This window comes from Psychrobacter nivimaris, from assembly GCF_043419765.1.
Taxonomy (GTDB): Bacteria; Pseudomonadota; Gammaproteobacteria; order Pseudomonadales; family Moraxellaceae; genus Psychrobacter.
In genome coordinates, this window is record NZ_JBHOFX010000006.1 from 23,106 (window position 1) to 50,041 (window position 26,936).

Genomic DNA, 26,936 nt, shown 5'->3' on the forward strand with positions numbered 1-26,936 from the left:
AGTAAAAATAACCAAATCAATGATAACAAGGATGTTGTTATGACGCTTTCTTTGTACATTCGTGCAGCTCTCACACCAAAGACATTGTTACCGATACTGGGTTCAATCAGTGCTAGTGTACTTCTAATGACCATACAAACCACTTCTGCTCAAGCTGCAGGACAATACTATAATTGTGCCAATGCTAACGGTTGCAAGTTGGTAGACAGTAAATATTTCACTTCTAGTTACACTAAAACTCAATATCCAGTCGTCTTAGCACATGGACTTGGCGGCTTCACGACGTTATTTGGAGTCATTGATTATTTTAACGGGATTCCAGAAGACTTGATGAAAGGTGGCTCAGAGGTATATACCACCAAAACGTCAGCGGTCAATAACAGCGAAGTTCGAGGTGAGCAACTGCTACAACAGGTCAAGACCATTGCTGCCATTTCAGGTGAATCTAAAGTCAATTTGTTTGGACACAGTCAGGGCGGTATAGATATTCGTTATGTCGCTGGCGTCGCGCCAAAGTACGTGGCTTCAGTAACCGCAGTATCAAGTCCAGAGCAAGGATCAAAAACCGCTGATTTTGTTAAAAATGTCCTTGAGCCAAATAATACTTCTGGACAGCCATCTAATGTCACCACCCAGCTAGTATCAGGCGTGTTTAATCTGATTGGTGGCTTTACAGATATTGGTTCTGGTATCAGTTTCAATCAAATTCAACAACAAGATGGCTGGCAAGCGCTCGTGGCTCTATCGACCGATGGTGCTGCTAAGTTCAATGCCAAATTTCCTGCAGCAATGCCAAAAAACTATTGTGGTCAACCGACTAGTACGGCGGTCAATGGCATCAAGTACTATTCGTTTAGCGGCGTCGGGCAAATAACGAGCGCACTTGATCCTAGCGATTACCTATTAGCCGCAACGGGCGTACCGTTTGCAGGTGAGTCTAATGATGGATTGGTATCTGCTTGCTCAAGTCGTCTTGGCTATGTGATTCGTGATAATTATAGAATGAACCATTTGGATTCCGCTGATCAAGTCTTGGGTCTGACGGCATGGGGAGAGTCTGAGCCAAAATCTATCTATCGTACTCAGGTAAACCGTCTGAAAAACGCCAACCTATAAGCTGAACTACAAAACAAGAATGCTCATTAATTGAGAAATATCGTTTATGTCAAATAACCGCCGTCCAACCTATGCAACAATTGCTATCATCGCCGTGGTTATCATTGCCACAGCGGCGGTTATTTTGTGGTTCAAGCCTAGTAACGATGTAAATTCAACTTCAATCAAATCCTCCGTCTCTGATAATGAGAGTAGCGAGTCAGTGATAACTGAGTTGGCTGCGGGACAAGTCGTGAAAGTGAAAGCGACAACGACACCCAGCCAGTCTCAATTTGTCACAGGATTAGAAAATTTACCACGCTCATTAAAGGGCACCCAAATTGATGGTGAAATCATCATCGATGAAAATAAACAGTTAGTCGTCACTGAAGGTCTGCGGCGTTTGTTCGATTATTTTTTATCAGCCCTGGGTGAGGAAGAAGAAGCGGTTATATTTGCCCGTGTGGAGAGTTATATTCGTCATCACACACCAGAGCCTGCCGCTAGCCAAGCGGTCACTATTTTTAATCGATATGTTGCTTATCTTAAAGCACTTCCTGAGATAGAAAAGCGTTATGGTAATCTGCAATTACAGGCGACCAAAAGTGGTGAGCTGGACTTGAATGCAGTTGCCCAACAAAAACAAGATATCGCTAATCTACGACAGCAGTACTTTGACAAGCCAACCATTACAGCATTTTTTGGCGCAGAGGATGATTACGATAATTATAGTATAGAGATGGTCAGAATTGACCAAAATAAGCAGATGTCTGACGCACAAAAACAAGCTGCCCGTCAGGACTATATTAGTCGATTGCCAGAGAATGCTACTAAAGCCAATATCATGCAACAGGCCAATATTAGCAAGTTAATGACTCGCACTGAACAGATGAAAGCTCGCGGTGCAACGCCTGAGGAATTATATAATATGCGCCGAGAGTTAGTAGGCGCGCCGGCAGCAGAAAGGCTTGCACAAGTAGATCAAGAAGACGCTAATTTTGACCAACGCTTCACCCAGTATGAAACTCAAAAAAGTCGCTTATTAAGCCAAGGTGTCGATGCAGCCCAAGCGCAAATTCAGATAGATCAGCTTGAGCAGCAATTATTTGATGATACTGAGCGTAAGCGTCTGGATGGTTATGCGGCATTGCAACGACAGCAAGCTGTCAATAATCCATAATTACTGTCACTAGCTACCGTCAATAACCATCGTTGATACGGATAGATAGAGTTAGCAGATTGTATTTAGCAGGTCATTTCGATACTAACAAGGGCAAATAGTCAGATATTTGCAAAGTAGTACAAAATGCATTCCGAATAACTACTCAGTTTATGATGACACCTCCCTGTGAGTCATGCACAATATTGCCATTGTTTAGAGCATTAAATAAAACAATAAATGAATCATAATAAGTCCGAGATTTTACTATGTTTATTAGAGCTTATCGCTTGTCTATTAGCGCTGATGACTCATGCAGATAGGGTATCTAGTAAAAGTATCGGATGCAATAAAGCGAGGAGTTGATATGAAGAACATGACTAAAGTAATGATGGCCGCGACATTGGCAGTTGGTACACTTGCTGCGGGTTGTCAGACGACGAATTTGCCTGCGCCAGTCAGTCAGCCAATCACTGCAGATGTCTTGCAAGCACACAACTGGCAGCTCGTTGATGCCAAACGTAGCAATGGTGATAAGGTAACGCAGCTATTTTTTGACCCAGCCAAGCCGTTAACGTTAAACTTTATGAATGACAACGGTAGAGATTACGTGGCATTTATGAACACCTGTAATAGCATGGGTGCTGGATATAGTGTCGCAAATGGTGAAGTAGAGATTAAAAACGGCATCAGTACTATGATGGCATGTCCTGAACCGCAAGCCAGCTTTGATACTGCTGCCTTAGCCACTGTAAAAGGTAAGTACAGCCTTAGTAAGAATGCCAACAATGTGCCTATTTTGACCATTAAAAACGATGATCAAGTCGCTTATTTTAAAGCCGTTGCAAAGTAGCTTAATGATTGAGTAAACAGTTTGACTGGTTCGTGAGTTTAAACAATTAAAATTATTTGTCTAAAACTACTCGTTTAAAATTGCTCATTTAAAGCTACTCTTCTTGAAACGCAAAATGCCTCGCTATCAAGTGGGGCATTTTTTTATCCAAAATTTAGTCCAGTTTAGGTTACACTAGAGTAATGTTTCTGTAATATCTTTGATTTTTTAAATTGATGGTGATGGCTCTGAATTTATGTCGATAACGATCGCTTTTTTAGATATTTATAAGACTTTTATCATCAAGCTCTGTTGGATATGACGCTATGCTGAAAACTGCCATAAATAAAACAACCATATGTAAAGGGAGTCTATCTAAATCAAACATAGATAGACTAATGATAAAAGCACCTATTGCCATCGGCGTATTTGCTGTGCTTACCGGTTGCCAGACATTACCTAATACCTCAGTAAAAAAGCCAATCAGTACAGTTGAGACCAGTCCGCTGACTGCACGTATGCCAGTGATTGATCGCCAAGGATACATTGCCTATATAGAAGAGCAGGGCGTAGGTACGGCGAAAGTATCGACACTCTATAGCATTCGTCCTGACGGTAGCGATCGTCAGCTCATCGATCAGCTTAATGGCTATATCTATGCGCCAGCATGGTCGGCAGACGGACAACTGCTTGCCTATAGCAAACAAGCCCCGCGTGAGCATCCCAAAATTTATATTTATGATCGTAGTAGCAATACGCGCAACCTAGTGGTAAATGCTGAAGGCAGCAATATGTCAGCGTCATTTTCACCCGATGGTCAAGATTTGCTCTATAGCTCTACTGTCGGTGGTAATGCTGATATCTATAAGATGCGTCTGAGTGATGGCAATACCCAGCAGTTAACGACTCTGCCGAGTACAGAGGTACAGCCCAGTTATGCTGCTGATGGCAAGAGCTTTGTCTATACCAGTGATAAAGTCCGTGCTGGACGACCGCGAATTTATCGTTATGACTTCGCTACGGGCAATGCGACAGCTGTATCAACAAATGGGTATGTGGCCAGTCCTCAGCTTAGCTTAGATGGTCAGCGTATGGCTTATCTAAATGGTCGCAAGGCGGCTGTCATGACCTTGACGACTGGGCAAGTGGTCAACCTGGCAGAAACAGGGCTTGATGAGCCTGCACGTCTATCTCCCTCTGGCAATTATGCCGTCTATCCAACTCGCCGCTTGAGTGTGGGCGGGCAAGTAGCAAGCCAAAATGGTGGTAGTCTAGTTATCCATTCGCTGTCAGGTAATATCAGCTATGCCATTAGCGGTCAAAATGGTGGAGTCGTACGCTCACCGATATGGGGTCGTTAGAGAAGTATGTTTTATGCCGTGATATGTATATAAACTTATTTGTAAAACAACATAAGTTTATAAATATTAAGTGAAGAGCCTTAGCTTTTGTAGTAGGTTATTACAAATAGAAGATTAGGTTCACAAAGGGAGAACCCGCGTAATGCAAGAGGCTTTTTTCGTGTTCATCACCAAAATAAGTTTATATCCAACGATTGTTTTCACCGGTCTTGTGATGTTCGTTACTCTATATTGGGTGGTATCTTTACTCGGCATGGCAGATATGGACAGCGTGGATGCTGTAGAGACAGGTAGTGATGCTGCTGTCTCTGATTTATCATCGACCGGTTTTTTTACAGGTCTCATGTTGAAGTTTGGTCTCTACGGTGTGCCTTTAGTCATTATATTAAGCTTAATTAGTTTAATCGGTTGGTTGTTGAGCTATTTGTATACCAGTTTCTTACATCAAAATTTTGACTCTGGTGTTCTGTATTACGTGTTTGGCACAGGGGCACTAATATTCGTATTGGTTGTTTCTATGTGGCTGACAGGCATTATCATTTCACCCATCCGCAAAAACATTGCCAGAATCCCCAAACGTAATTCTGCTAATAATGTAGGCAAAATCGCGATTGTGCGCACACTTAGTGTGACGGACAAGCACGGTGAGGCAGAATTGAATGATGGCGGTGCAGGTTTGATACTCAAGGTTCGTTCAGACAACAGTACTAGCTTACTGAAAAAGGGCGATAGAGTGATGTTGATCGCGTATTTAGAAGAAACACATACCTATCAAGTCGCTCGTGTTGAAGATAAATAATTATAAATCGTTTAGTCGATACGACTTTCTATCATCGCTTTTAGCATAGAGTAAACTCGAAAATTAGATAAGCGCTGATAAACAATAAACAGATATTGAGCTAAAAAATCTCTATTTTTCACATCATACGAACGGTTTTAAATTTAGTTATTGTTGGTTCAACTAGTTTAGATATGAGAAAGGCAAGTGAAACTGCTACATAGAGTAGTTGAGCAAGCCGGACCGAGCATCTGATAGATATAGAACTGACTATAGAATGTTTCAATTAAAGGAATAAACATGGACATACTCATTATCGTCGGCGTGGTTGTGGTGCTGGCGTTTGTTTTCATTATGGCAGCACTGTTGATGCTCAAAGCCTTTTATTTTAAGGTTGAGCAGGGCAAAGCACTAATTATCAACGGTGTGAGCAAAATAGCCGTACGTTTTGATGGTGGCTTTGTTTGGCCAGTTATTAATAAAAAAGAGCTGATGAGAATCTCGCTCATCACGTTAGAAGTGGATAGACGCGGTAAAGAAGGACTAATTTGCGCCGATAATATGCGTGCTGATATTACAGTCGCATTTTATCTACGTGTCAATGAAACCGAAGAAGATGTATTAAAAGTTGCCAAATCGGTTGGAGTTGAGAGAGCATCAGATAAAGTCGCTGTTAATGAGCTGTTTAATGCCAAGTTTTCAGAAGCGCTAAAAACAGTTGGTAAGCAAATAGATTTCGTTAAATTGTTTGAAAACCGCAGCGAGTTTCGTGACAGTATCGTTCAAGAAATCGGTAACGATCTAAACGGCTATGTCTTAGAAGATGTCGCGATCGATTATCTAGAGCAAACACCGAAAGTGTCATTGGACTCAAGTAATATCCTAGATGCTGAAGGTATCAAAAAGATTACTCAACTAACGGCTTTTCAAAACGTTATTACCAATGAGCTTGAACGTGATGAAGAGCTAGCGGTTAAGAAAAAGAACGTTGAAACCAGAGAGGCGATGCTAGAGCTTGAGCGTCAACAAGCCGATGCTGAAGCCAAGCAAAAGCGTGAAATATCGTCAGTGATTGCCCGTGAAACGGCTGAAACTCGTAAGATTGAAGAAGAAGAGCGTAAGAAGTCAGAAACGGCCGTCATCATGGTTGAGCAGGACTTAGCGATTCAGCGAGAGAATCAGCAACGTGAAATTGAAGTAGCAGGTCAAAATCGTCTGCGTGCAGTTGTCATCGAAGAAGAGAAGGTTACGCGTGCCCGTGACTTAGAAATCGTCTCTCGTGAGCGTGAAGTTGACTTGCAACGTATCGAGGCTGAACGTGCGATTGAACTTGAGAAAAAAGAAATCGCCAATGTCATCCGCGAGCGTATTGCGGTCGACAAAACAGTGGCGCAAGAAGAAGAGCGTATCAAAGAAGTTCGCGAAGTTAGTGAAGCGCAGCGTTCTAAGCAGACACGCGTGCTAGCAGCAGAAGCCGATGCGGAAGAAATCAAAGTACGTCAGGTGAAAAAAGCCGAAGCCGAAGAGCTGTCAGCCAAGCATAAGGCCGTTGAAATCACTACGCTTGCTACGGCTAACCTTGAAGCCTCTGCCAAAGAGTCAGAAGCCAAAATCAGAATGGCTGAAGGTATTAAAGCCGAAGAGTCTGCACATGGCTTTGCTGAAGCTGCTATCCAAGAAGCCAAGTCGGTCTCTATGGAAAAAGAAGGCATTGCTAGAGCCAATATTATTAGAGCGACTGGACAAGCTGAAGCGCAGTCAGAGCGTGAAAAAGGTATGGCAGATGCTGAGGTTATCGCGGCTCGCGGTGAATCTAAGGCGAAAGCTGAGCGTGACATTGGTATGGTCGATGCAGAGATTATTGCTGCTCGTGGTCAATCTACTGCCAAGGCTGAACGTGAAAAAGGTATGGCAGATGCTGAAATCATCGCAGCACGCGGTGAGTCTAATGCCAAAGCAGAACGCGAAGTTGGACTGGCAAAAGCCGAAATCACTCGCGCACACTTCCAAGCCGAAGCAGATGGTTTGGTCGAGAAATTCAATGCAATGGGTAGCATGAATAAAGAAGCGCGTGAGCACGAAGAGTTCCGCATGAGTCTTGAGACAGCCTTGCAAGAAGCACTGGCATCGATCGACGCAGGTAAAGAGATTGCCAAAGAAAATGCTGAAGTATTGGCAGTAGCACTACAAAAAGCCAAAATCGATATTGTTGGCGGCGAAGCGCATTTCTTTGATAACTTTGCCAAGTCACTATCTATCGGTAAAGCCATCGATGGCCTAGCAGGTAAGTCAGATACGTTGAGCGGTATCATCAATGGTGTGATGGCCAGTCAAGCCATGAAAGCAACCAAGCAAAATGATGATAAAACGACTTATTAATAGGGTCTAAATGCCTAGTCTTAATGGGCAAGTATTAGTGAGTAAGTTTTTATCTAACAGTATGAATAAGTAATATTCTCTGAAATACAAAATCTGTCGTTTAGGCGGCAGATTTTTTTGGCTAACTCAGGGTGATTCAGAATGACGAATCATGATGAGTTGGCTAATCTAAAAAATCAGCCGTGACCCCTCGTTTTTTTAGATTAGCCAAGTGCTTCTTTACTTTCAATGATTCTTTATTGCCCAAAATTCTCTTATAGTGGATTCAGTTTAAAAGAGAGTCAAGGCAACCGAGTGCAGATGTATATGTGATACTTCAAGCGAGGTTAACGCTGTAGCTCTTTTATAAAGGATTGACTATATTATGTAAAAATAGAAACGGACGAGCAACGATGGCGGACACGCAAAACCTAACCACTCCAGATAGCAATGACAACCCTAATGCTAATCAAGCAAGCCAAACTGATCAGGCGGTTGCCTCGGGCAATGCTTATGAGCTCATCAAAAAACGTTTGACAGAACAAGGTGCTCGTTTAGAGCAACAGACGGCCACGCTAAATACTGCACGCCTTGAAGAGTTCGGCAGTACTCAAATGCAAGTCATCGCCCGTACGCGTATCCGTACCGAACATAACTGTGTGGCGCAGGATATGGTGCAAGTAGGCGAATATCTACTGTTTGGCTACAACGTTTTTATGGGACTCAAACGTGCAAGCAATGTTAAGGATGTATTGTCGCTATATCGTTTGATTGAGCCAGTCGAAAGTGAAGAAGAGTACCAACTTGAAGAGGTCGATTTAACAGGCACTTTTTTGGGTCAAGATGCCTTTGTCCAAGACTTCAATGAGCTGTACCGATATTATAAGCAAACGCGCTTAATTCAAATAACGGTGAAAGACAGCAAATTGCTATTAGCGTTTCAGATTGGAGAGCGCATCACTGATATTCGAGTGTTCCGTTTCGCGCTAGATTTTAGCCAAGGCACACCAGAGTCTGCTCAAGTCGCTTACGTCGACAATCGTGGCGAGCGTGACATTGAACTGCCGCCTGCCTATGATTTTGACTGGATAGAAACCACACGCGATCAGATGATCAACGGCAAATATCCGCATATGAATATCTTGGATACGATATTTGTAGAGACGGTCGGTGGAGATCTGACCATCAAGATTGAGGATAATACGCAGTCAGGGCAGGGTATCTATAGTGAGCCTGTCGAAGATCGTACTCAGTCGTTGACCGATGCCGAGATTGCTTATGCCAAAGTTGGCAGTTTAATCCTGCTCAAAATATTGCCCTATCGTGAAGAGGACTACCGTTATTTTGTTTATAACACTTTAACCGAAGCGGTATTACGTTTGGATGTGATTGGACAATCGTGTGTGCAGCTACCAGAAGACCACGGCATCATATTTCCGGGTGGCTACTATCTGCAAACGGGCGAATATAAACTGTTTGATGCCAATAATGTGGACGCCAAAGACTTAAAGTTCAAACGCAAAATCATATCGCCAAATGGGGAAGATGTTTTATTCTTGTTTTATGATAGAGACTTGGGTATCACGGGGCTGTTTCCTTATAATTTGATTAAAAAGCAATTGGCAAATCCTATCTATTGCAACGGTATGGCCTTGGCTGAGAATGGGCGTTTGGTACTGTTCAGTGACCAAAGTGAGCCATCTCGTATTCACCCGATGCAGATATGGCATACCCCTTATGCCTCACACGAGTATGTGAGTGAGCTGCCAGAAAGCACGAGCTTCTATGGCAAAATCGGCAATAAAGAGCTGGTACGTGGTATCTCAGACCTGTATAGCATTACTCGCCTGATTGATAATCAAAGTGTCTCTCAAAAGCTCTATGAAGAGTTGGCTGACAATACCAGTCGTCTCTTTGACAGCTATTATTGGCTGTCTGAGCCTGAGCTGAGCGAAGTCGCCAGTAGTATTAAAGAAGTGACGGTGACAGCAGAGCTGGTCATTGATGAGTTCGCCAAAGTACAAAGCATCAAAAAGCAAACCCAAACGGCTTTGAGCGATGCTGATACGCAGCAAAGTGAGATTTTGCGGCAGATACGCGTTACTAGCTTTGAGTCTGCCAGTGATTATGTCGATCAGTTGTCAGCATTAAGACGCCAAAAAGGCCGTTTGGTCAGCTTGGAGGATTTGCGTTATCTAGATGCTGATAAGTTACAAGCGCTGCAAAAGCAATTAGAAGAGGCCGAAAGCGAGCTGGCTGAAAAAACCGTGCTGTTTTTAAGTGGTGAAGAGGCGCTATCAAGCTACGAAGGCATATTGGTCGATGTCAGTGAGCGCTTAAATACGGCAGAAACCAATGCTGAACTAAAACCCGTACTAGAAAAAATTGATGAAACGGCGAAAGGGTTAGATTTATTAACTGAGCTATTAGGGACGCTAGATGTGGCCGATGCCACAGTACGCACGCAAATCATCGATGACATATCGACCATTTATGCCAGCCTAAATCAGAGCAAAGCCAAGCTCAATCATAAACGCAAAAACCTAGGCTCTGCTGAGGCCGTTGCGCAATTTGGTGCTCAGTTTAAGCTGTTTGGTCAATCTATTGCCAATGCATTATCCATTGCCAATACGCCTGAGAAATCAGACGAGCAAATGGCAAAGTTATTGGTACAGTTAGAAGAGTTAGAGAGTCAGTTCGCTGATCCAGAAACCAATAGTGGCGACCAGTTTTTAGCAGATATCATCAGCAAGCGTGAAGAGATTTACGAAACCTTTGAAAACCATAAGCAGCAACTGCTTGATGCTCGTAATCGCAAAGCGCAAAATTTAGGTGATGGCGCGCTGCGGATGCTTGAGAGTATTAAAAAACGCACGCAAAGCACAGGCGTCACAGGCTTTACAAAGGAAGAAGCGTTAAATACGTATTTTGCCGCTGATGGTCTGGTGCAAAAAGTCCGCAACATCGCAAAAGAGCTGCAAGCGATGGGCTTTAGCGTCAAAGCTGATGACATCGATGCGCGTCTAAAAGCCATCCAAATCGAGAGCTATAAGAGTCTAAAAGACAAGTCGGACTTGTTTGAAGATGGTGGCCAAATCATCAAACTGGGTAAGCACCGTTTTTCGGTCAATACTCAGCCGCTTGATTTGACCTTATTAAGTCGTCAACAGTCAGACGGCAAGCGTGTGCTGAATTTGCATCTAACGGGTACAGATTATTATGAAGTGCTTAATAATGCTGAGCTAAACGCCTTGCGCCCGTATTGGGACATGAATATCGCCTCCGAGTCTGACAAGGTGTACCGCGCCGAGTACTTAGCCTATAGCATTATCGAAAGTGCTAAGAACAGCCAGGAGGGTTTGACTGAAGCGCGCCTATATCAAGCCTACGATGCAACTGTTATTACTCTAGACATTAATGGCGACATTGATAACGACAGTCCATTGTCCAAGTTGGTCAAAGCTTATGCCACACCTCGCTATCAGCTTGGTTATGACAAAGGCATTCATGACCATGATGCCACGCTATTATTGATGCAAATATTGCCAACGTTGCGTGAGGCAGGGCTACTGATTTATACCCCGCAAGTACGTGCGTTGGCGCAATTATTCTATTGGCAACTAAACATTGTACAAGCACTTGGTCTAGACAGCTTGCGTCAATTTGGTTATGACGCTTGGTTAAATGAATCAGTGCTGACACGCGCAAATAACTGGACGGATAGAGCTGCTACCGCTGAGCAACTGCGCCGTGCATTAGGCAGTGATACGGCCAAATCGCTATTGGTTGAAGACATGAGCCAAGTGATGCGTCATTTTGTTATGGCTCATAATGACGACAGTCTTAGCGCTGATAACGGTACTGGCATTAATAATGGCGCCGGCAAGCAGTCAACATCAAAACCAGAGTCAGATTCAAATACCAGTGATGTTCATAACGCCAATATTTTCAAACCAAGCTACGTTCAGCTTGCTTGTGAATACTTGGTGAGCGTCATGGGTCAGTCAGCTGAATCGAATGCTGGCGCACATAACACAATAAAATGGCAAACCAGTCAACAAGCGCAGCAGTTATGTGATCAACTAAGCCAAACGCTAAATAGTGCCTCAGGCAGCACGCAAGCGACGGCCAGTTTTGACCAACTACAGTCTTCTATCAGTAAGCTTGGCTTCCAACCCAAATCAGCCTATGAGCTACTAGCCACATGGTTCCATGCACTACTTGATAAGACTTATGGTGGTGCTGAGTCGGCTAACGTATTAGCTGATGGCACGGATGAGGCAGGCGAAACACTCAGTGAAGAGCAGCTTGCCGAGATTGAAACACAAAACGCGCTACGCAAGCAACAGCTAGAGAGCGGCCGTCATTATGTGCCTGAAGCCATTGCTGTCTTACTGACGCAGTTAAATGATGCTCAGCGTGAAGCCTTGGTACAACGACTGATTGATTCAGGTGCTACTTTTAATAAAGGGGCTTTTAATAAAGGGTTAAGTGCTAAAGGATTGGGCAATCAAGGCGCAAGTACCACGCCATCGGCCTTGTCATTTTCTTCAATCACCTCGTCGCCAGTTTCATCGACTACATCATTGACCAGTATTAATAATCCGCTCAATCAAGTACAAAGCTTTGAACGTAGCACGGGTAAGGTATCGCTTGAGATACAAGTTAATAATTTGCTGGGTGAGCATATACGTATTCATCAGCAGACCTTAACCTTTGCGGTTGATGATTTCTTAAATCGTCTGCATCACCATGATACCCAAGTCATTCCTGCCTATAGACGTTATCTGGCCATGCGCTCAGAGATATTGCATGACTCAAAAGAGACGTTGCGACTGGACGAGTTTATGCCGCGTCCACTGTCCTCATTTGTGCGTAACCGTCTGATTAACGAGAGCTATCTGCCACTCATCGGTGACAACCTCGCCAAACAGATGGGTACGGTCGGCGAGGATAAGCGTACCGATTTGATGGGTATCCTCATGATGATATCGCCACCAGGGTATGGTAAAACCACCTTAATGGAATACGTGGCAAATCGTCTTGGCCTTATCTTTATGAAGATTAACTGTCCGTCACTCGGTCATGACGTCACCTCTTTAGATCCAGAAAAAGCACCAAATGCCACTGCCCGAGAAGAGCTGAATAAAATCAACTTAGCATTTGAGATGGGCAATAACGTCATGCTCTATCTCGATGATATTCAGCATACCCATGCGGAATTTTTGCAGAAGTTTATCTCACTCGGCGATGGCACACGCCGTATCGATGGCGTGTGGCAAGGTAAGACTAAGACCTATGACATGCGTGGCAAAAAGTTCTGCGTGGTCATGGCAGGTAACCCGTACACCGAAAGCGGCGAGGCATTTAAAGTGCCGGACATGCTCGCCAACCGTGCCGATATTTACAACTTAGGCGATATCATGAGCGGCATGGAAGAGGTGTTTGCCCTCAGTTATATCGAGAACTCGCTGACCTCTAATACCGTCCTCGCACCAATGGCCAACCGTGACTTAAGCGATGTGCATCGTTTGATTAAAATGGCAAAAACGGACAATGCGAATCTTGCCCAAGCACAAAGCAGTGATCTGACGTATCCGTATAGCACCTCAGAAGTTAACGAAATCATTGCCATCTTGCGCCATATGTTTAGGGTGCAAGAAGTCATTTTGGATGTCAACCAAGCCTATATTGCCTCCGCCTCGCAAGATGATAAGTATCGTGTTGAGCCGATATTTAAGCTGCAAGGCAGTTATCGTAATATGAACAAGATGACCGAAAAGCTATCGGCGGTCATGAATGAAGAAGAGCTGAACCAGCTGATAGATGATCACTATCTGGGCGAGTCGCAGCTATTGACCCAAGGCGCAGAGAGCAACTTGCTCAAGCTTGGTGAGATGCGTGGTGTGTTGACCGACGCAGAAACAGAGCGTTGGGCGCAAATCAAAGCCGACTTCCTACGTAACAAAGCCATGGGCGGTGAAGATGGCGATACGGGCGCACGTATCGTCGCCCAGTTGGTCGACTTGGCCAGTGGTTTCAATGCCATCAGTAGCCAGTTTGAGACATACTTAACGAAAAATGATCCTGAACAAATCGCTCGCTTACGAGAAGCAGGGCAACAAGCGCAACTCGATGCACAGTTAAACGGCCAATTAGAAGCACAGAAAATCCTCGCCGATAGCGTCATTAACAATGCCAAAGTCGTCAGCGATAGCATCGATAACGGCTTTGAGAAAAGCGTGAGTCAATTGCTACAAATATATAAGCATGATCACAATGCTGGAAAGGCAGAAGGCGAGTATCTCAAGCAAAACCAATATGCACAAAAACAGCTCATGGTGCAGCTAGTCAACGCTGTTGAACAACTGGCGCAAAAAATGGCGGATAGCTTGGTTAGCAATAATGATAATCAAACAGCCGATAGCGATATCCCTAATATTCATCAGCAGACCGCATTGATGGCAACTGCCCTCAAGCAAGCATTAGAGCCATTGACGATGCGGATGGATGAGAAGCTGGCGATTGATAGCAGTACCGATCAATCAGGCAAGTTAATCGTTAATAGTCTAAATCGACTTAATAAAATCTTTGACGATTATGATTAGTAGCTGACGATTAGTCACTACCAATTAATAACTGACGATTAACAACTAATGATTGATTATTAACGCTTATGAGCAATGCTGATGACTTGCACTTATGAATAGCACTATAAATAGGGCTTATGATTAAGAGACAGTGGTAATATAGTCGGCAACAGCTACTTTGGATACAGTGACAGCGAGTAAAATTGCTACAAACAGTAGGTTAAGCAAGACTGACACCGTATCCGATGGTAGTGAATCGACTATATCAAACCAATGAGAAAATTATGGCGCACAAAAAGAAGAACGTCCGCAAAAAACTTTGCCCTGTCTGCGAGCGCGAGTTTAGCTGGACTAAAAAGTTAGATAAAAACTGGGAGAGCATGGTCTATTGCTCAGACCAATGCCGACGGGTGAAAAAATATGAAGGGCTAGATCATCAAAAAGAAGATAAGTAGTCGTTAGTAATGAAATAGGATTATATAGACATAAGGGGGCAGACGATGGCACATAAAAAAGTAAACCTACCGCAAAAAACCTGCCCCGTCTGCCAGCGCCCGTTTACGTGGCGTAAAAAATGGGAGAAAGACTGGGAGCAGGTGATTTATTGTTCGGAGCGGTGTCGGAGGAGTAAGGATAATAGAAAATCAGAGTAATCGAAAGACGTAATCATAAGTATCATAAAAAATATTCTTCAATCCGCTGTTTTTAAATTATTTTTTTATATAATACTGTTCAGTATTAGCATCAAAAATATCAATAAAATCCTCTATTAAGATTCTATTACTTAGACCAAACTTATATGTTGAGTAGTTGTTATATGAAATATCTAAATGATGAAGGGGATGAATTTTCTCAGGTTTTGTATTTTTAGGGTCATAGTCATATCTAACATACCCACTTTCATAGTTAAGTAAATTAATTAATAGCTCCCATACAGTAGTAGGAAGTAGAGTAGTTCCACTAAAATCTTCATTTATAATATCTTCTAATAAGCAGTATGAATTCATAGCATCTTTTATCATGAAGATGTTTTCTTCATTGAATATTCTTTTAAGCAAAGAGATTTCCATATTTCTAAGATTGCCAATTAAGTTGTGTGAGATGACTATCTCATTGCTTATTATACTAATTTTAAAAGGACTGCATATCGTAAAAATTTTATCATCCAATACATAGAAAATTCTGTAGCCATCAAGATTTTTAATAAATATTTCGAAACAATAACTTGTTGAGCTGAATGAAATGTTAGCGTAGTTAATGAGATAATCAAATGTGTTTATTAACATTTTTATTGAGTCAAATTTATTACGTATCGGGAAATCGAATAAATTATTATATAATCTTTGGTTTATTTTGAAATGAAACATAAAAAGCCTATCAACTTTCGTGGATTTTAATTAGGTTTTTAAATTTATCAGCTAAATCCTCGTTGGTTATTGATGGGTTTCTATTAACATAATTAATCAAAAATTCGTAAATTATAGATAGTGTTTTTGGATCTGAATCTGATCTTGTTTCTATTAAGGACATTATATACTCTTCAGGAGTTAAACCCCGTTCATTTAAAATACTCATTTCAGTGTTAATTTCCTTTTGTCTTTGAATGGATGGAACTTGACACTTAATTTGGAGGTTGTTATTGATATAACTTAAACCCTCTTTTATATGGTTAATCCTCTTGCTGTTTCCATCAAATGTTATTAAGTAGGATTCTAAAAAAGATCTTGTTAGAGCCATATATAAGCTATTTCTGATGAAATGAGTATTGGATAATTTATTGCAAATACAAATTACAAATGGAAACTCTAAGCCTTTGATATTGTTTGTATTTGTAATAAAAACTTTGTCTTTAACTTTTTCTTTCGATTCATAAGCTATATTACATTCCCAGTCGTCAAAATTAGTAATTATTTCTCTCTCTACAGTTTTAGCGAGGTCATATAAATTATTACTTCTAAATCTATCAGTTATTAAGACAATAGCAATATCATCAGGTTTAAGAGTAGGAAACCTTGAATTCAAATCTTTTATGATTGTAATAATTTCATTTGAAGGATTTAAATTATGACTTGAATCAATTAGTTGAACACTAAGCTTGTTTAAGTCAATATCCTCAAACCTTCTAACAGGGTCTCGACTTAATATATACTCGTTTTCATGATCTTCTATTTTATAACCACATTGTTCCCATTGCTCATCCTCAAGCCATCTAAGTTGATTGTCTGGTTCAAAAAGATTCATTCCTAAAGCATGGCTGAACATAAGCGTTTTGGGGTCTGTTCTATAGCAACGGTTCAATAGGAAGTCTGACTCAACAAATGCTTTTTCAGGATCGTCAAAAATACTTTGGAAGATATCACCAGCTATGAATACTTTTCTTGTTGTAGCTAGCTCGCATAGCCGTATAAAGCTTTCAGGAAAGTCTTGGCTTTCATCTATAATGATATAATCAAAGGGTTTTCCCTCGGTAGATTTTTCTTCGATAGCTTCAATTGCTCTTGAGCAGATATTTTCAAATGTTGTGTTCCTTGAGAATGTTTCAAATGGAATATCGTAGAATGCACAGATATATCTTAAAGTACCGGAATTAATATTAGATCGTGATCCCCATGCGTGAACACACCATAGTCTTTCTTCCCAGAGAATTTGCTGCTCTATTTTCATGAAATCAAAGAATTTCGGTATTCTCTTCCTCAAACTATCAGCAAGTATTTTATTATGACAAGTAACTAGAATTTTACTTTCACTATTATTAGTATAAATTTCTTTTAATTTATGTAAGAGTAGCTCGGTCTTTCCAGTTCCAGAAAGTCCCTGAATTCTTATAATATCTTTATCTAGTTTCTTATGAATAAATCTTGTTTGATCACCATCGAAAAGAATAATTTTCTTTTTTACAGCTGTTAGAGCATCTTCTGGAGCAGTTTGTGAGATATTGTCTATATCATTAATACTACCTATTAAAAGTGAAATGAGTAAATTAGCATTCCTTTTATCATCGTAATTTTCTAATAAGTTCTTATCTAAATTATCAGTAGCATCTTTAGGGCTTGTAAATGTTTCTGTTACCGTTAGGCTATTACGCCATTTTTTTGGTCTTCCTAGAATACTTGTATGTTCATATTTAGTAGCTAAATAGCCTATATCTTCAATAAAATCATCTATATAGTTTTCAAACTCTTCATCATCTACATCGTCTAATTTGAAGAAGATAATTTTGTGATCTGGTTTTAGTATTACTCCTACTGAATCCAGATCATAATCTACCTCATCTATTAAAGTTCGGTTTAGAAAATATATTTGCTTTTCGACTTCTTTTGAGTATGCTCTAAGATGATTTATATATTTTGAAAATTCTGGCTGATTTTCTATTTGTGGATTAGAGAAAAAGTAAGCTGTATTTATATTATCCATAAATTTCATTCCAGAAAGACGTTGACACTAGTTTAATTATTAATATTATAGTCTATATTAGATACTTATTTCACTACCAAAAGATAGTTATATATTTGTAGGGTTCTTTAAAATTGACTATTATCCGATTTACAAATTCGGATTTAACCACTTCTCAGTAGTTCTCACATCCCAGCCTTTACGCTCAGAATAGCTCTCTCACTGATTACGGCTGATCTTACTAATATTAAAGAGCTCACCGTCAGGGTTAGAGCAATAAAATCCTTGATTACCTAGCATCTTTTTTAGCAAAGATATTCGCAACCAACGCACCACTGAAGTTATGCCATACGCTAAATATTGCACTTGGTAAGGCAGCGACAGGATTAAAATAAGTCGCCGCAAGGGCAGCACCTAGACCAGAGTTTTGCATGCCCACTTCCACCATAATCGCGCGGCGTTGTCTCTCCGTAAAGCCAGACAAGCGAGCGATTACATAGCCCAAGGTATAACCCGTCATATTATGTAGAGCAACGACGATAAAGACGATAGCACCGCTATCTAAGATAGTCGCTTTAGACACGGCAACCACCGCCGCGATGATAATAGAAATCCCCAATACCGATACCATCGGTAATACCTCGGTGACGAACTCGATTTTTTTACCCAAAAATTTATGAAAGATAACACCCAGTAATATGGGCAAGATTACGATTTTTGTAATAGTTATCATCATACTGGCCAAATCGATATCAATCAGCTGACCTGCAAAAACACTGAGCAGAATAGGAGTCAGAAAAGGTGCAAGCAGGGTAGAGATAGAGGTAATCGCCACACTTAATGCGACATCACCTTTGGCTAAGAACGTAATCACGTTACTAGAAGTACCGCCCGGGCAACAACCAACCAAAATCACACCTACTGCTATTAAAGGATCAAGGTTGAAAATGACCGTCAATAGGTAAGCAATGAGTGGCATGAGCGTAAACTGCGCTAATAGCCCTACCAGTACAGGCTTTGGTCGTTTGACAATCTCTAGGAAATCTTCCGTTTTGAGCGTCATGCCCATCCCAAACATAATGATGCCAAGTATAGGAACGATCAAAAAAGCCAACGAGGCAAAAAATTCAGGAAAAATAAATCCCAAAACAGCACTGACCAATGCCCAAATTGCAAAAGTTTTGCCAATCCAACTAGAAAGTAATGCAATCTGATTCATAGCCTGTCTCAAAACAATAAAGTAGACAATAATCTATCATGGTTCTTGTTAGCAAATGATAAAAGTATTTTGCTATGAACGTAGCGATAAGTTTGCTGAGGGTAGGCAGAATAGAATGTCATAAAAAATGGCTTACTTATATTAAATAAGTAAGCCAAAAAAGTACTATTAGGTTTCTATAACTTGATTAGCCAGTCCACTACAAGTTCGGATTTAACCACTTTTCAGCCGTTTTCATATCCCAGCCTTTACGCTCAGCATAACTCTCTAACTGGTCACGGCTAATTTTTCCGACGTTGAAATACTCACTATCAGGATGCGAGTAGTAGAATCCGCTGACCGACGAGGCAGGCCACATTGCATAGCTTTCAGTTAGCGTCGTACCAATCGCATCTACCGTACCCAGCCAATCAAACAATTTGCCTTTTTCGGTATGCTCAGGGCAGGCAGGGTAGCCAGGTGCAGGGCGGATACCCACATATTTTTCTTTAATCATCTCATCATTGGTAAGTGACTCGGTCGGTTGGTAGCCCCAATATTCTTTACGGATGAGCTCATGTAGATGCTCGGCAAACGCTTCGGCTAAGCGGTCAGACAGTGCCTGTACCATGATGGCATTATAGTCATCGCCTGCTGCTTTATATTGCTCAGCGAGTGCTTCTGTACCGACGATAGAGACGGTAAAACCACCCAAGTGATCGGTATGCGTCTCTGATGGCGAGATAAAGTCTGCCAAGCTAAAGTTTGGCTTACCACTTGCCTTGTCGCTTTGCTGACGTAAGTGTTCAAACTGATAGGTCGGTTTGCCGCCATCAGCAGGCGCATTATCATAGACTGTGACCGTATCGGCTCCAGTACGGCGCGCGGGCATCAGTTTAAACACCCCTTTCGCTACGATTGATTTTTCATCAATCATCTTTTGCAGTAGCTCTTCTGCATTTTCAAACAGATCGCGAGCCGCTTCACCAACCACATCATCTTGCAATATTCTCGGGTATTTACCGGTCAGACCCCAAGAGATAAAGAACGGTGTCCAGTCAATGTAAGGCAGTAGGTTGGCGATTGGATAGTCATCCAATATCACTTGTCCTAGCTTATTTGGCACTGGTGGTACATAGGTTTCCCAATCATACTGAAACCCAATCTTGACTGATTCAGCATAGGTGACTTTGGCAGCTTTTGGTTGACGCTTGGCCAGACGATCACGTACCTTGACATATTCTTCACGAGTCTCATCGATGAGTGCTTGACGATGCTCTTTTGATAGCAATTTGGTCACCACGCCGACTGAGCGCGAAGCGTCCGATACATAGATGACGCCATCATTTTGATATTGCGGCTCGACCTTGACGGCAGTATGCGCTTTCGACGTCGTTGCACCGCCGATCATCAATGGTAGCGTCATGCCGCGCTCTTGCATTTGCTTGGCGACATAGACCATCTCATCGAGACTTGGGGTAATCAGACCAGACAGACCGATGATATCAACTTTTTCTGCGATGGCAGTATCGAGGATTTTTTCACATGGCACCATGACGCCCAAATCGACGATATCATAGCCGTTACAGCCCAGCACCACGCCGACGATGTTTTTGCCGATATCATGGACGTCGCCTTTGACGGTTGCCATTAGGATTTTACCTTTGACCTCGCCTTCGACTTTTTCCGCTTCGATATACGGGTTTAGCCACGCGACAGATTGCTTCATTACACGGGCAGATTTTACGACTTGCGGTAGGAACATCTTACCTGCACCGAATAGGTCACCGACGATATTCATACCGTCCATCAGTGGCCCTTCGATGACTTCTAGTGGTTTAGGATACTTCTCCCATGCTTCTTTGGTATCCGCTTCGATAAAGGTCGTCACGCCTTTGACCAGTGCGTGGGCGATACGTTCTTCTACCGTGCCTTCGCGCCAGCTCATATCGACAGTACTGTCTTTTTTCTTGCCGCCATCTTGGTAGTTTTCAGCGACGGTCATTAGACGTTCAGTGGCATCTTGACCAGTTTCACCTTGATTGCGGTTGAGCATGACGTCTTCGATAGCGTCACGAGCTTCCTTTGGAATATCATCGTACAGCTCAAGCATGGCTGGGTTGACGATACCCATGGTCAGACCGTTTTTGATCGCGTGGTATAAGAATACAGAGTTGATCGCTTCACGGATTGGGTTACCACGGAAACTAAACGAGACGTTGGATACGCCGCCCGAGACCATGGCATTTGGTAGATTTTCCGTAATCCAACGTGTGGCATTGATAAAGTCAGCGCCGTAGTTATTATGCTCGGTGATACCCGTAGCAACGGCAAAGATATTTGGGTCAAAGATAATGTCTTCTGATGGGAAGCCCACTTCGTTGACCAGTACGTCATAGCTGCGTTTAGATATCTCAATCTTGCGCTCATAAGTGTCAGCCTGTCCGTCTTCATCAAATGCCATGACGATAATCGCGGCACCGTAACGCATGCATAATTTGGCACGCTCAACGAACTCAGCATGACCTTCTTTTAACGAGATAGAGTTGACGACAGATTTGCCCTGCGTACGTTTAAGGCCTTCTTCGATAATGTCCCATTTAGACGAGTCAATCATCAGTGGTACACGGCTGATATCTGGTTCGCCTGAAACCAAGTTGACGAAATGAATCATCGCCTGCTTGGAATCGAGCATGCCTTCGTCCATATTGATATCGACGATCTGCGCGCCACCTTCGACCTGATCGCGAGCGACATCGAGTGCTTCGGTATAGGCTTCTGTTTTGATCAAACGTAAGAATTTTTTAGAGCCTGTAACGTTGGTACGCTCACCGACATTGACAAACAAGCTATCAGAATTGATGGTAAATGGTTCAAGTCCTGATAGTCGGCAGGCAGGCGCTATCTCAGGGATGACTCGCGGTGGATAGTTTGCTACGACTTTAGCGATTTGACGGATATGCTCAGGCGTCGTACCACAGCAGCCGCCGACGATGTTTAAGATACCTGCTTTGGCAAAACCTTCGAGTAGAGCAGCCGTTTCTTCAGCAGTTTCGTCATACTCACCAAACTCATTGGGTAGACCAGCGTTTGGATGCGCAGAGACATAAGTATCAGCGATGTTTGACAATGTCTGAATATGTGGACGCAGCGCATCAGCACCTAGCGCACAGTTAAAGCCAACAGATAAAGGCTTGGCATGGCGGATAGAGTTATAAAACGCCTCAGCCGTTTGACCCGATAGCGTGCGACCTGACGCATCGGTAATCGTACCCGAAATCATAATAGGCAGTTCAAAACCGATGTCATCGAACACACCAGTGATCGCAAATATCGCCGCTTTGGCATTTAGCGTATCAAAGATTGTCTCGATCAAGATTATATCGACGCCGCCTTCTATCAGGCATAAGGTCGCTTCACGGTAGTTGAGTACCAACTCATCAAAGGTAATATTACGAAATGCAGGATCATTGACATCAGGCGATAGCGAGCACGTACGTGACGTCGGACCCACGACGCCCGCAACGAAGCGCGGTTTTTCAGGCGTTTTTGCGGTAAATTCATCCGCCGCTGCTCGAGCAATCTTGGCCGCCGTCCTATTCAGTTCTGGTACTAGGTACTGCATGTCATAGTCAGCCATCGACAGACGCGTACCGTTAAAGGTATTGGTCTCGATGATATCAGCGCCCGCTAGCAGATGATCGTGATGAATGTCTTTAATCATGTGCGGCTGAGTCAGGACCAGCAGATCATTGTTGCCGCGTACATCTTGGTCGATATCAGCAAAACGCTCACCACGATAATCTGCTTCTTCTAGTTTATAGGTCTGAATCTGCGTACCCATCGCACCGTCTAACATCAAAATGCGTGATGCCATCTGCTCAGTGATACGTGCACGGGCGGTTAGCTGCTGCTCCTTAAACGGAAATACAGCAGGCGGCGTTAATATAAAGTCATTAGCGGATGAGGAACTAGAGGCGGTATCGGTATGAGAATCGGTTGGTGAGGTCGTCGTTGGAATCATAGGTGTGCTGCTTATATCGTAATTATTAAAAAAAGGAGGAATAACAAACCAGTAGCGTGCAGAGTCTCACGAAGAGGACCGCAAATTTGCATTATTTTAGCATGAAAAGTTTGCTACATAGGGATACTGCATATTCCTCTTTGGCAATAGATAAATAAGAGGAGAGCTAAGTAACAGAGTAAGACATCAGAGTCTATTTCATAAAGCAGATACGCACAAATGAATATCATTTCGCTAAGGGCTTACATAAAGCTTTTCTTTTGCAAATGAAAGCCAACGGGAATGCTCAGAAGTCAGACAGAATTTACATCCATACCACAAAAAATTGCGCAAAGTCAGGTTGATAAAGATTGCTTACATGTTAATTTAATTTCAGAAATACAAGGTCTTAGTAAGTCCTACTTATAAATACAGGCTCATTTATTAGCAATAACTTGTATCAACAGTATCGGTATTAGCAGTGCAATACGGTGAGCAAATGGCATTAGCAGGCAGGATGATCTGTAAGACAGTAATATCATAGTTGAAACAATACTAACGTCAAAGAAATTCAAATCATTAAGGAAAATGTTATGAAACTTACTAAAATTGCCACCATCGGTACATTGGCTATCTCAATTGCAGGTCTAAGTGCTTGTAATAATATGATGCTAGCAAAGACGGGTGATATGAAAGCACCAATGCACAGTCAGAGTATGGCTAAGATGAATGTTGTACAAATTGCGCAAAGCAATCCTGATTTCTCAGTATTGGTAGAAGCGGTACAAGCAGCAGGTCTAGTCGATATGTTGTCTGATCCTAACGCTCACTATACGGTATTTGCACCAACCAATGCTGCCTTTATGCAAGCATTGCAAGAAACTGGTATGACCAAAGCACAGTTATTTGCCAATAAGCCACTATTGACCAAAGTATTGGGTTATCACGTAGTCGCTGGTGATATGGCTATGTATGCCAAAGACGTGAAGCCTGGCAACGTAATGACCGCTAGCAAAGATACGTTGATGGTAACCAAAGAAGGCAAATTGATGGATGAGAATGGTCGCACAACGAATATCGTGAAGACCGATATCGCTGCCAACAATGGTGTCGTCCATGTAATTGATAGAGTATTGTTGCCTAAATAAGTATTAACTGAGGCATACCCACTGTATTTGTTGTAAGACTAAGCAGCCATTGTTTGTGATGATTTCATTATCAGACAACGGCTGTTTTAGACTTTAAAGTCTTTAATTATATAGATTCATTTTTAAGTTGAAACTTTAAAACAGACATCCAAAAATAATTAACCAACATAATTTTGTTTCAAATATCGCAATAACCGATATACAAGCAAACAATGCTATATACGTGATTGATACAGTGTTGCTACCTAAGTAAATACCATTTGAAAATTAAACAGTTAGACTGAGAACTATCAATATAACGGACTAAATAGTATGACTAAGTAATTGATACATTTATCAATCATTGGTCGCCATTATATTTATCGAAAGTTATTAATTTAAATAAATCCCTTAATTAATTATTTATCCAAAAAGGAATTACCTATGTTAAAGAAGAACTTATTATCTATCGCAGTTGTAACCGCAGCCATGTCATTAGCGGCGTGTAATGACACTGAAACTGTTGCAGAGCCAACTGAACCAGAAGCCACTGAAGAAATGGCAGTTGAGCCAGTTGCTGAGACAGAAGCTGTTGAAGCAGAGCCAATGGCCGAAATGGACATGGAAGCGACTCAAACTATCGCTGAGATCGCAGCAGAGAACGAAAACCTAACTATCTTAACCGCTGCGCTACAGGCTGCTGGTCTTGATACCATGCTAATGGAAGAAACCAAGCATACTGTATTTGCCCCAACTGATGATGCGTTTGCGCCAGTACTAGAGAAACTAGGCGTGACTAAAGAAGAGTTATTGGCCAATACAGACTTGCTAAAAACTGTCCTTCCTTATCATGTGTTAGCAATGGAAGTTAAAGCAGCTGATATCCCATACGGTACTGAGATTGAAACGGCGAACGGTAAAACTATTACTATCAGTGAAGATAACGTGATTACCGATGCTACTGGTAATACAGCAAATATCACTGGTACAGATATCATGGCAACCAACGGTGTGGTTCATACTATCGATGCAGTATTAATGCCTGAATAAGTTATCTTTTAGTTTGTAGGTTTTGAATCTACAAGTTAATTAAAGAAAGCCTAGCCATCGCGCTAGGCTTTTTTGTGTCTATGAATTAAAAATAAGAGAACTGTGTCTTACCTATATTGGTACGGCTATCCGATCAGTATGGGACTATAAAACGCTCAAGTAAGCTCTGTAAGGCAGTCAAAATACAAAATACCAGTTATAGTTGTTTCGAATACAGGTTGGCTTTGAGAGATAAAAGGGTAGTTTTAAAGTATTAAATCAGCTCGTATGAACATGGGCTTCGATGTTTTTTCGGTAAGCTATTCTGTAGCGGTGTAGAAAAACATCCAAACAAAAAAGCCCGAGAACATGGTCTCGGGCTTTTTGTTTATTCAATAAGACTAAGGAGCAATCCTATTAAATCGACTTACACTTTATCTTTACGTAATGGATCAGCGTTCATGCTTTTTTGCTGTGCTAGATGACGCTCTTCCCAATACGGTGCGTTTTTGATACCGAATTTAGCAGGGTCAAAGCTATAGCGAGTGACGCCAGCTTTGCGCTGAGCTTCATAGTCTTTAAGCATAGTAAGTGTTGGACGAGCCACGATGAAGATGACAAGAATACCAACAATGTTAAGCCAAGCCATAAGACCAACACCGATATCACCGATTGCCCAGATATAACCAGCTGAGTTTAGACCACCATAAGCAACCATCGCCATGATAAGAACTTTCACTAGGAATAGACCAGTTCTGTTCGCACTACGACCGAGGAAGCGAGTCAAGTAAGCCACGTTTACTTCAGCGATGTAGTAGTAAGCCAGAATTGTTGTAAAGGCAAAGAAGAATACAGCGATTGCGATAAAGGCATTACCAAACGTACCGTATACAGATTCCATTGCCATTTGCGTGAACGCAGGAGCATTGATTTCAGTAGTAGCAGCAACGTTCTGTACGATGAACTGACCATCTGGTAGCGTACCTTGGATGTTGTACATACCAGTAGATAAGATCATAAAGGCAGTAGCAGAACATACTAGTAATGTATCAACATATACTGAGAATGCCTGAACGAGACCCTGCTGTGATGGATGCTCAACTTCAGCAGCAGCAGCAGCGTGAGGACCTGTACCCTGACCAGCTTCGTTAGAGTAGATACCACGTTTCACACCCCAACCGATAGCAGCACCAAAACCTGCTTGTGCAGTGAATGCATCACCAACGATCATACCAAATACATCTGGAATCAAGCTGAAGTTGCTGAACATGATGATTAGCGCTAGGGCAATATAACCTAATGCCATGAAAGGTACTGCAAACTCAGTAAAGGTTGCAATACGCTTAATACCACCAAAGATGATGATACCTAGCACCACTAAGATGATAGCCAAGCCGACCAAACGCATAGAGCCAACTTCTAGGCCTGCAACGTTCATGATCGTACCTTCGCCCATTACCTGTGCAAATGCACTGATAACACCGTTCGCCTGTACACCAGGTAAGAACATACCACATGATAAAATAGAAGCGATTGCGAAGAGGATACCGTACCACTTTTGACCAAGGGCACGTTCAAAGTAATAAGCTGGGCCACCGCGATACTCGCCAGTTACCACATCTTTTTCTTTGTAAATTTGAGCAAGAGTAGATTCGACATAGGCTGTAGATGCGCCTAGGAAGGCTACGATCCACATCCAGAATACGGCACCTGGGCCACCGAAGCCGATAGCAGCAGCTACCCCAGCGATGTTACCCATACCCACACGACCGGCGAGTGAGACGGCAAGTGCCTGAAATGATGAGATACCCTGTGCACTAGATTTACCAGTGAATAGGAGTTTGATCATCTCACCGAATAGACGTACTTGTACAAAGCGCGTCATAATGGAATAGAACAGACCGGCACCCAAGCAGAGATAAATCAGCGCTGGGCTCCAGATAATTCCATTTACTAAGTTAACTAAACCTTCCATATTTATGTTCCTAGTACTGTCTCAAGGTGGCACTGTTT

16 protein-coding genes are annotated in these 26,936 nt (G+C 42.2%); 11 read left to right on the forward strand and 5 right to left on the reverse strand.

Going from position 1 to position 26,936, the window contains the following annotated elements:
• The first annotated feature begins 39 nt into the window (after positions 1 to 39).
• From ACHEVO_RS12270 to ACHEVO_RS12310, 9 genes are all read left to right on the forward strand, one after another.
• Positions 40 to 1,116: an esterase/lipase family protein gene (locus tag ACHEVO_RS12270; RefSeq protein WP_394125114.1), complete on the forward strand. Its 1,077-nt coding sequence runs from the start codon at positions 40 to 42 to the stop codon at positions 1,114 to 1,116.
• 46 nt (positions 1,117 to 1,162) lie between these two features.
• On the forward strand, positions 1,163 to 2,275 hold the full coding sequence (locus tag ACHEVO_RS12275) for a lipase secretion chaperone (RefSeq protein ID WP_394125115.1): 1,113 nt from the start codon (positions 1,163 to 1,165) through the stop codon (positions 2,273 to 2,275).
• A gap of 346 nt (positions 2,276 to 2,621) precedes the next feature.
• Positions 2,622 to 3,107 (forward strand): META domain-containing protein, encoded by a 486-nt coding sequence (locus ACHEVO_RS12280; protein WP_394125116.1) that lies wholly within the window; start codon positions 2,622 to 2,624, stop codon positions 3,105 to 3,107.
• Positions 3,108 to 3,484: 377 nt separating this feature from the next.
• Positions 3,485 to 4,447 (forward strand): Xaa-Pro aminopeptidase, encoded by a 963-nt coding sequence (locus ACHEVO_RS12285; RefSeq protein ID WP_394125117.1) that lies wholly within the window; start codon positions 3,485 to 3,487, stop codon positions 4,445 to 4,447.
• Positions 4,448 to 4,589: 142 nt separating this feature from the next.
• A complete protein-coding gene (locus tag ACHEVO_RS12290; RefSeq protein WP_394125118.1) occupies positions 4,590 to 5,246 on the forward strand; it encodes a hypothetical protein in 657 nt (218 codons plus the stop codon).
• A 279-nt stretch (positions 5,247 to 5,525) separates the two neighbouring features.
• The gene (locus tag ACHEVO_RS12295; protein ID WP_394125119.1) at positions 5,526 to 7,604 is read left to right on the forward strand and encodes a flotillin family protein; all 2,079 of its coding nucleotides are present in this window, start codon (positions 5,526 to 5,528) and stop codon (positions 7,602 to 7,604) included.
• Between the two features lie 392 nt (positions 7,605 to 7,996).
• The gene (locus ACHEVO_RS12300; protein ID WP_394125120.1) at positions 7,997 to 14,191 is read left to right on the forward strand and encodes a DNA repair ATPase; all 6,195 of its coding nucleotides are present in this window, start codon (positions 7,997 to 7,999) and stop codon (positions 14,189 to 14,191) included.
• Between the two features lie 266 nt (positions 14,192 to 14,457).
• Positions 14,458 to 14,628, forward strand: coding sequence for a DUF2256 domain-containing protein (locus ACHEVO_RS12305; RefSeq protein ID WP_010196547.1), 171 nt, complete (start codon positions 14,458 to 14,460; stop codon positions 14,626 to 14,628).
• Positions 14,629 to 14,673: 45 nt separating this feature from the next.
• Positions 14,674 to 14,826 carry a DUF2256 domain-containing protein gene (locus ACHEVO_RS12310; RefSeq protein WP_394125121.1) on the forward strand — a complete coding sequence of 51 codons (153 nt, stop codon included), beginning with the start codon at positions 14,674 to 14,676 and terminating at the stop codon, positions 14,824 to 14,826.
• Positions 14,827 to 14,883: 57 nt separating this feature from the next.
• Here the strand turns inward: ACHEVO_RS12310 and ACHEVO_RS12315 are convergent, their stop codons facing one another.
• From ACHEVO_RS12315 to metH, 4 genes are all read right to left on the reverse strand, one after another.
• Complete coding sequence (locus ACHEVO_RS12315; RefSeq protein ID WP_394125122.1) at positions 14,884 to 15,243, reverse strand: hypothetical protein; 360 nt, start codon at positions 15,241 to 15,243, stop codon at positions 14,884 to 14,886.
• 307 nt (positions 15,244 to 15,550) lie between these two features.
• The gene (locus ACHEVO_RS12320; RefSeq protein ID WP_394125123.1) at positions 15,551 to 17,587 is read right to left on the reverse strand and encodes a DEAD/DEAH box helicase; all 2,037 of its coding nucleotides are present in this window, start codon (positions 17,585 to 17,587) and stop codon (positions 15,551 to 15,553) included.
• A 268-nt stretch (positions 17,588 to 17,855) separates the two neighbouring features.
• Positions 17,856 to 18,785: a bile acid:sodium symporter family protein gene (locus ACHEVO_RS12325; RefSeq protein WP_394125124.1), complete on the reverse strand. Its 930-nt coding sequence runs from the start codon at positions 18,783 to 18,785 to the stop codon at positions 17,856 to 17,858.
• A gap of 199 nt (positions 18,786 to 18,984) precedes the next feature.
• The gene (gene metH, locus ACHEVO_RS12330) at positions 18,985 to 22,788 is read right to left on the reverse strand and encodes a methionine synthase (RefSeq protein WP_394125125.1); all 3,804 of its coding nucleotides are present in this window, start codon (positions 22,786 to 22,788) and stop codon (positions 18,985 to 18,987) included.
• Between the two features lie 572 nt (positions 22,789 to 23,360).
• Here metH and ACHEVO_RS12335 point away from each other — a divergent pair.
• Together ACHEVO_RS12335 and ACHEVO_RS12340 are read left to right on the forward strand one after the other, a co-directional pair.
• Positions 23,361 to 23,915 carry a fasciclin domain-containing protein gene (locus ACHEVO_RS12335; protein ID WP_394125126.1) on the forward strand — a complete coding sequence of 185 codons (555 nt, stop codon included), beginning with the start codon at positions 23,361 to 23,363 and terminating at the stop codon, positions 23,913 to 23,915.
• 423 nt (positions 23,916 to 24,338) lie between these two features.
• Positions 24,339 to 24,944 carry a fasciclin domain-containing protein gene (locus tag ACHEVO_RS12340; protein ID WP_057758535.1) on the forward strand — a complete coding sequence of 202 codons (606 nt, stop codon included), beginning with the start codon at positions 24,339 to 24,341 and terminating at the stop codon, positions 24,942 to 24,944.
• Between the two features lie 406 nt (positions 24,945 to 25,350).
• Here the strand turns inward: ACHEVO_RS12340 and ACHEVO_RS12345 are convergent, their stop codons facing one another.
• On the reverse strand, positions 25,351 to 26,898 hold the full coding sequence (locus ACHEVO_RS12345; RefSeq protein WP_201569401.1) for an alanine/glycine:cation symporter family protein: 1,548 nt from the start codon (positions 26,896 to 26,898) through the stop codon (positions 25,351 to 25,353).
• Positions 26,899 to 26,936 lie beyond the last annotated feature (38 nt).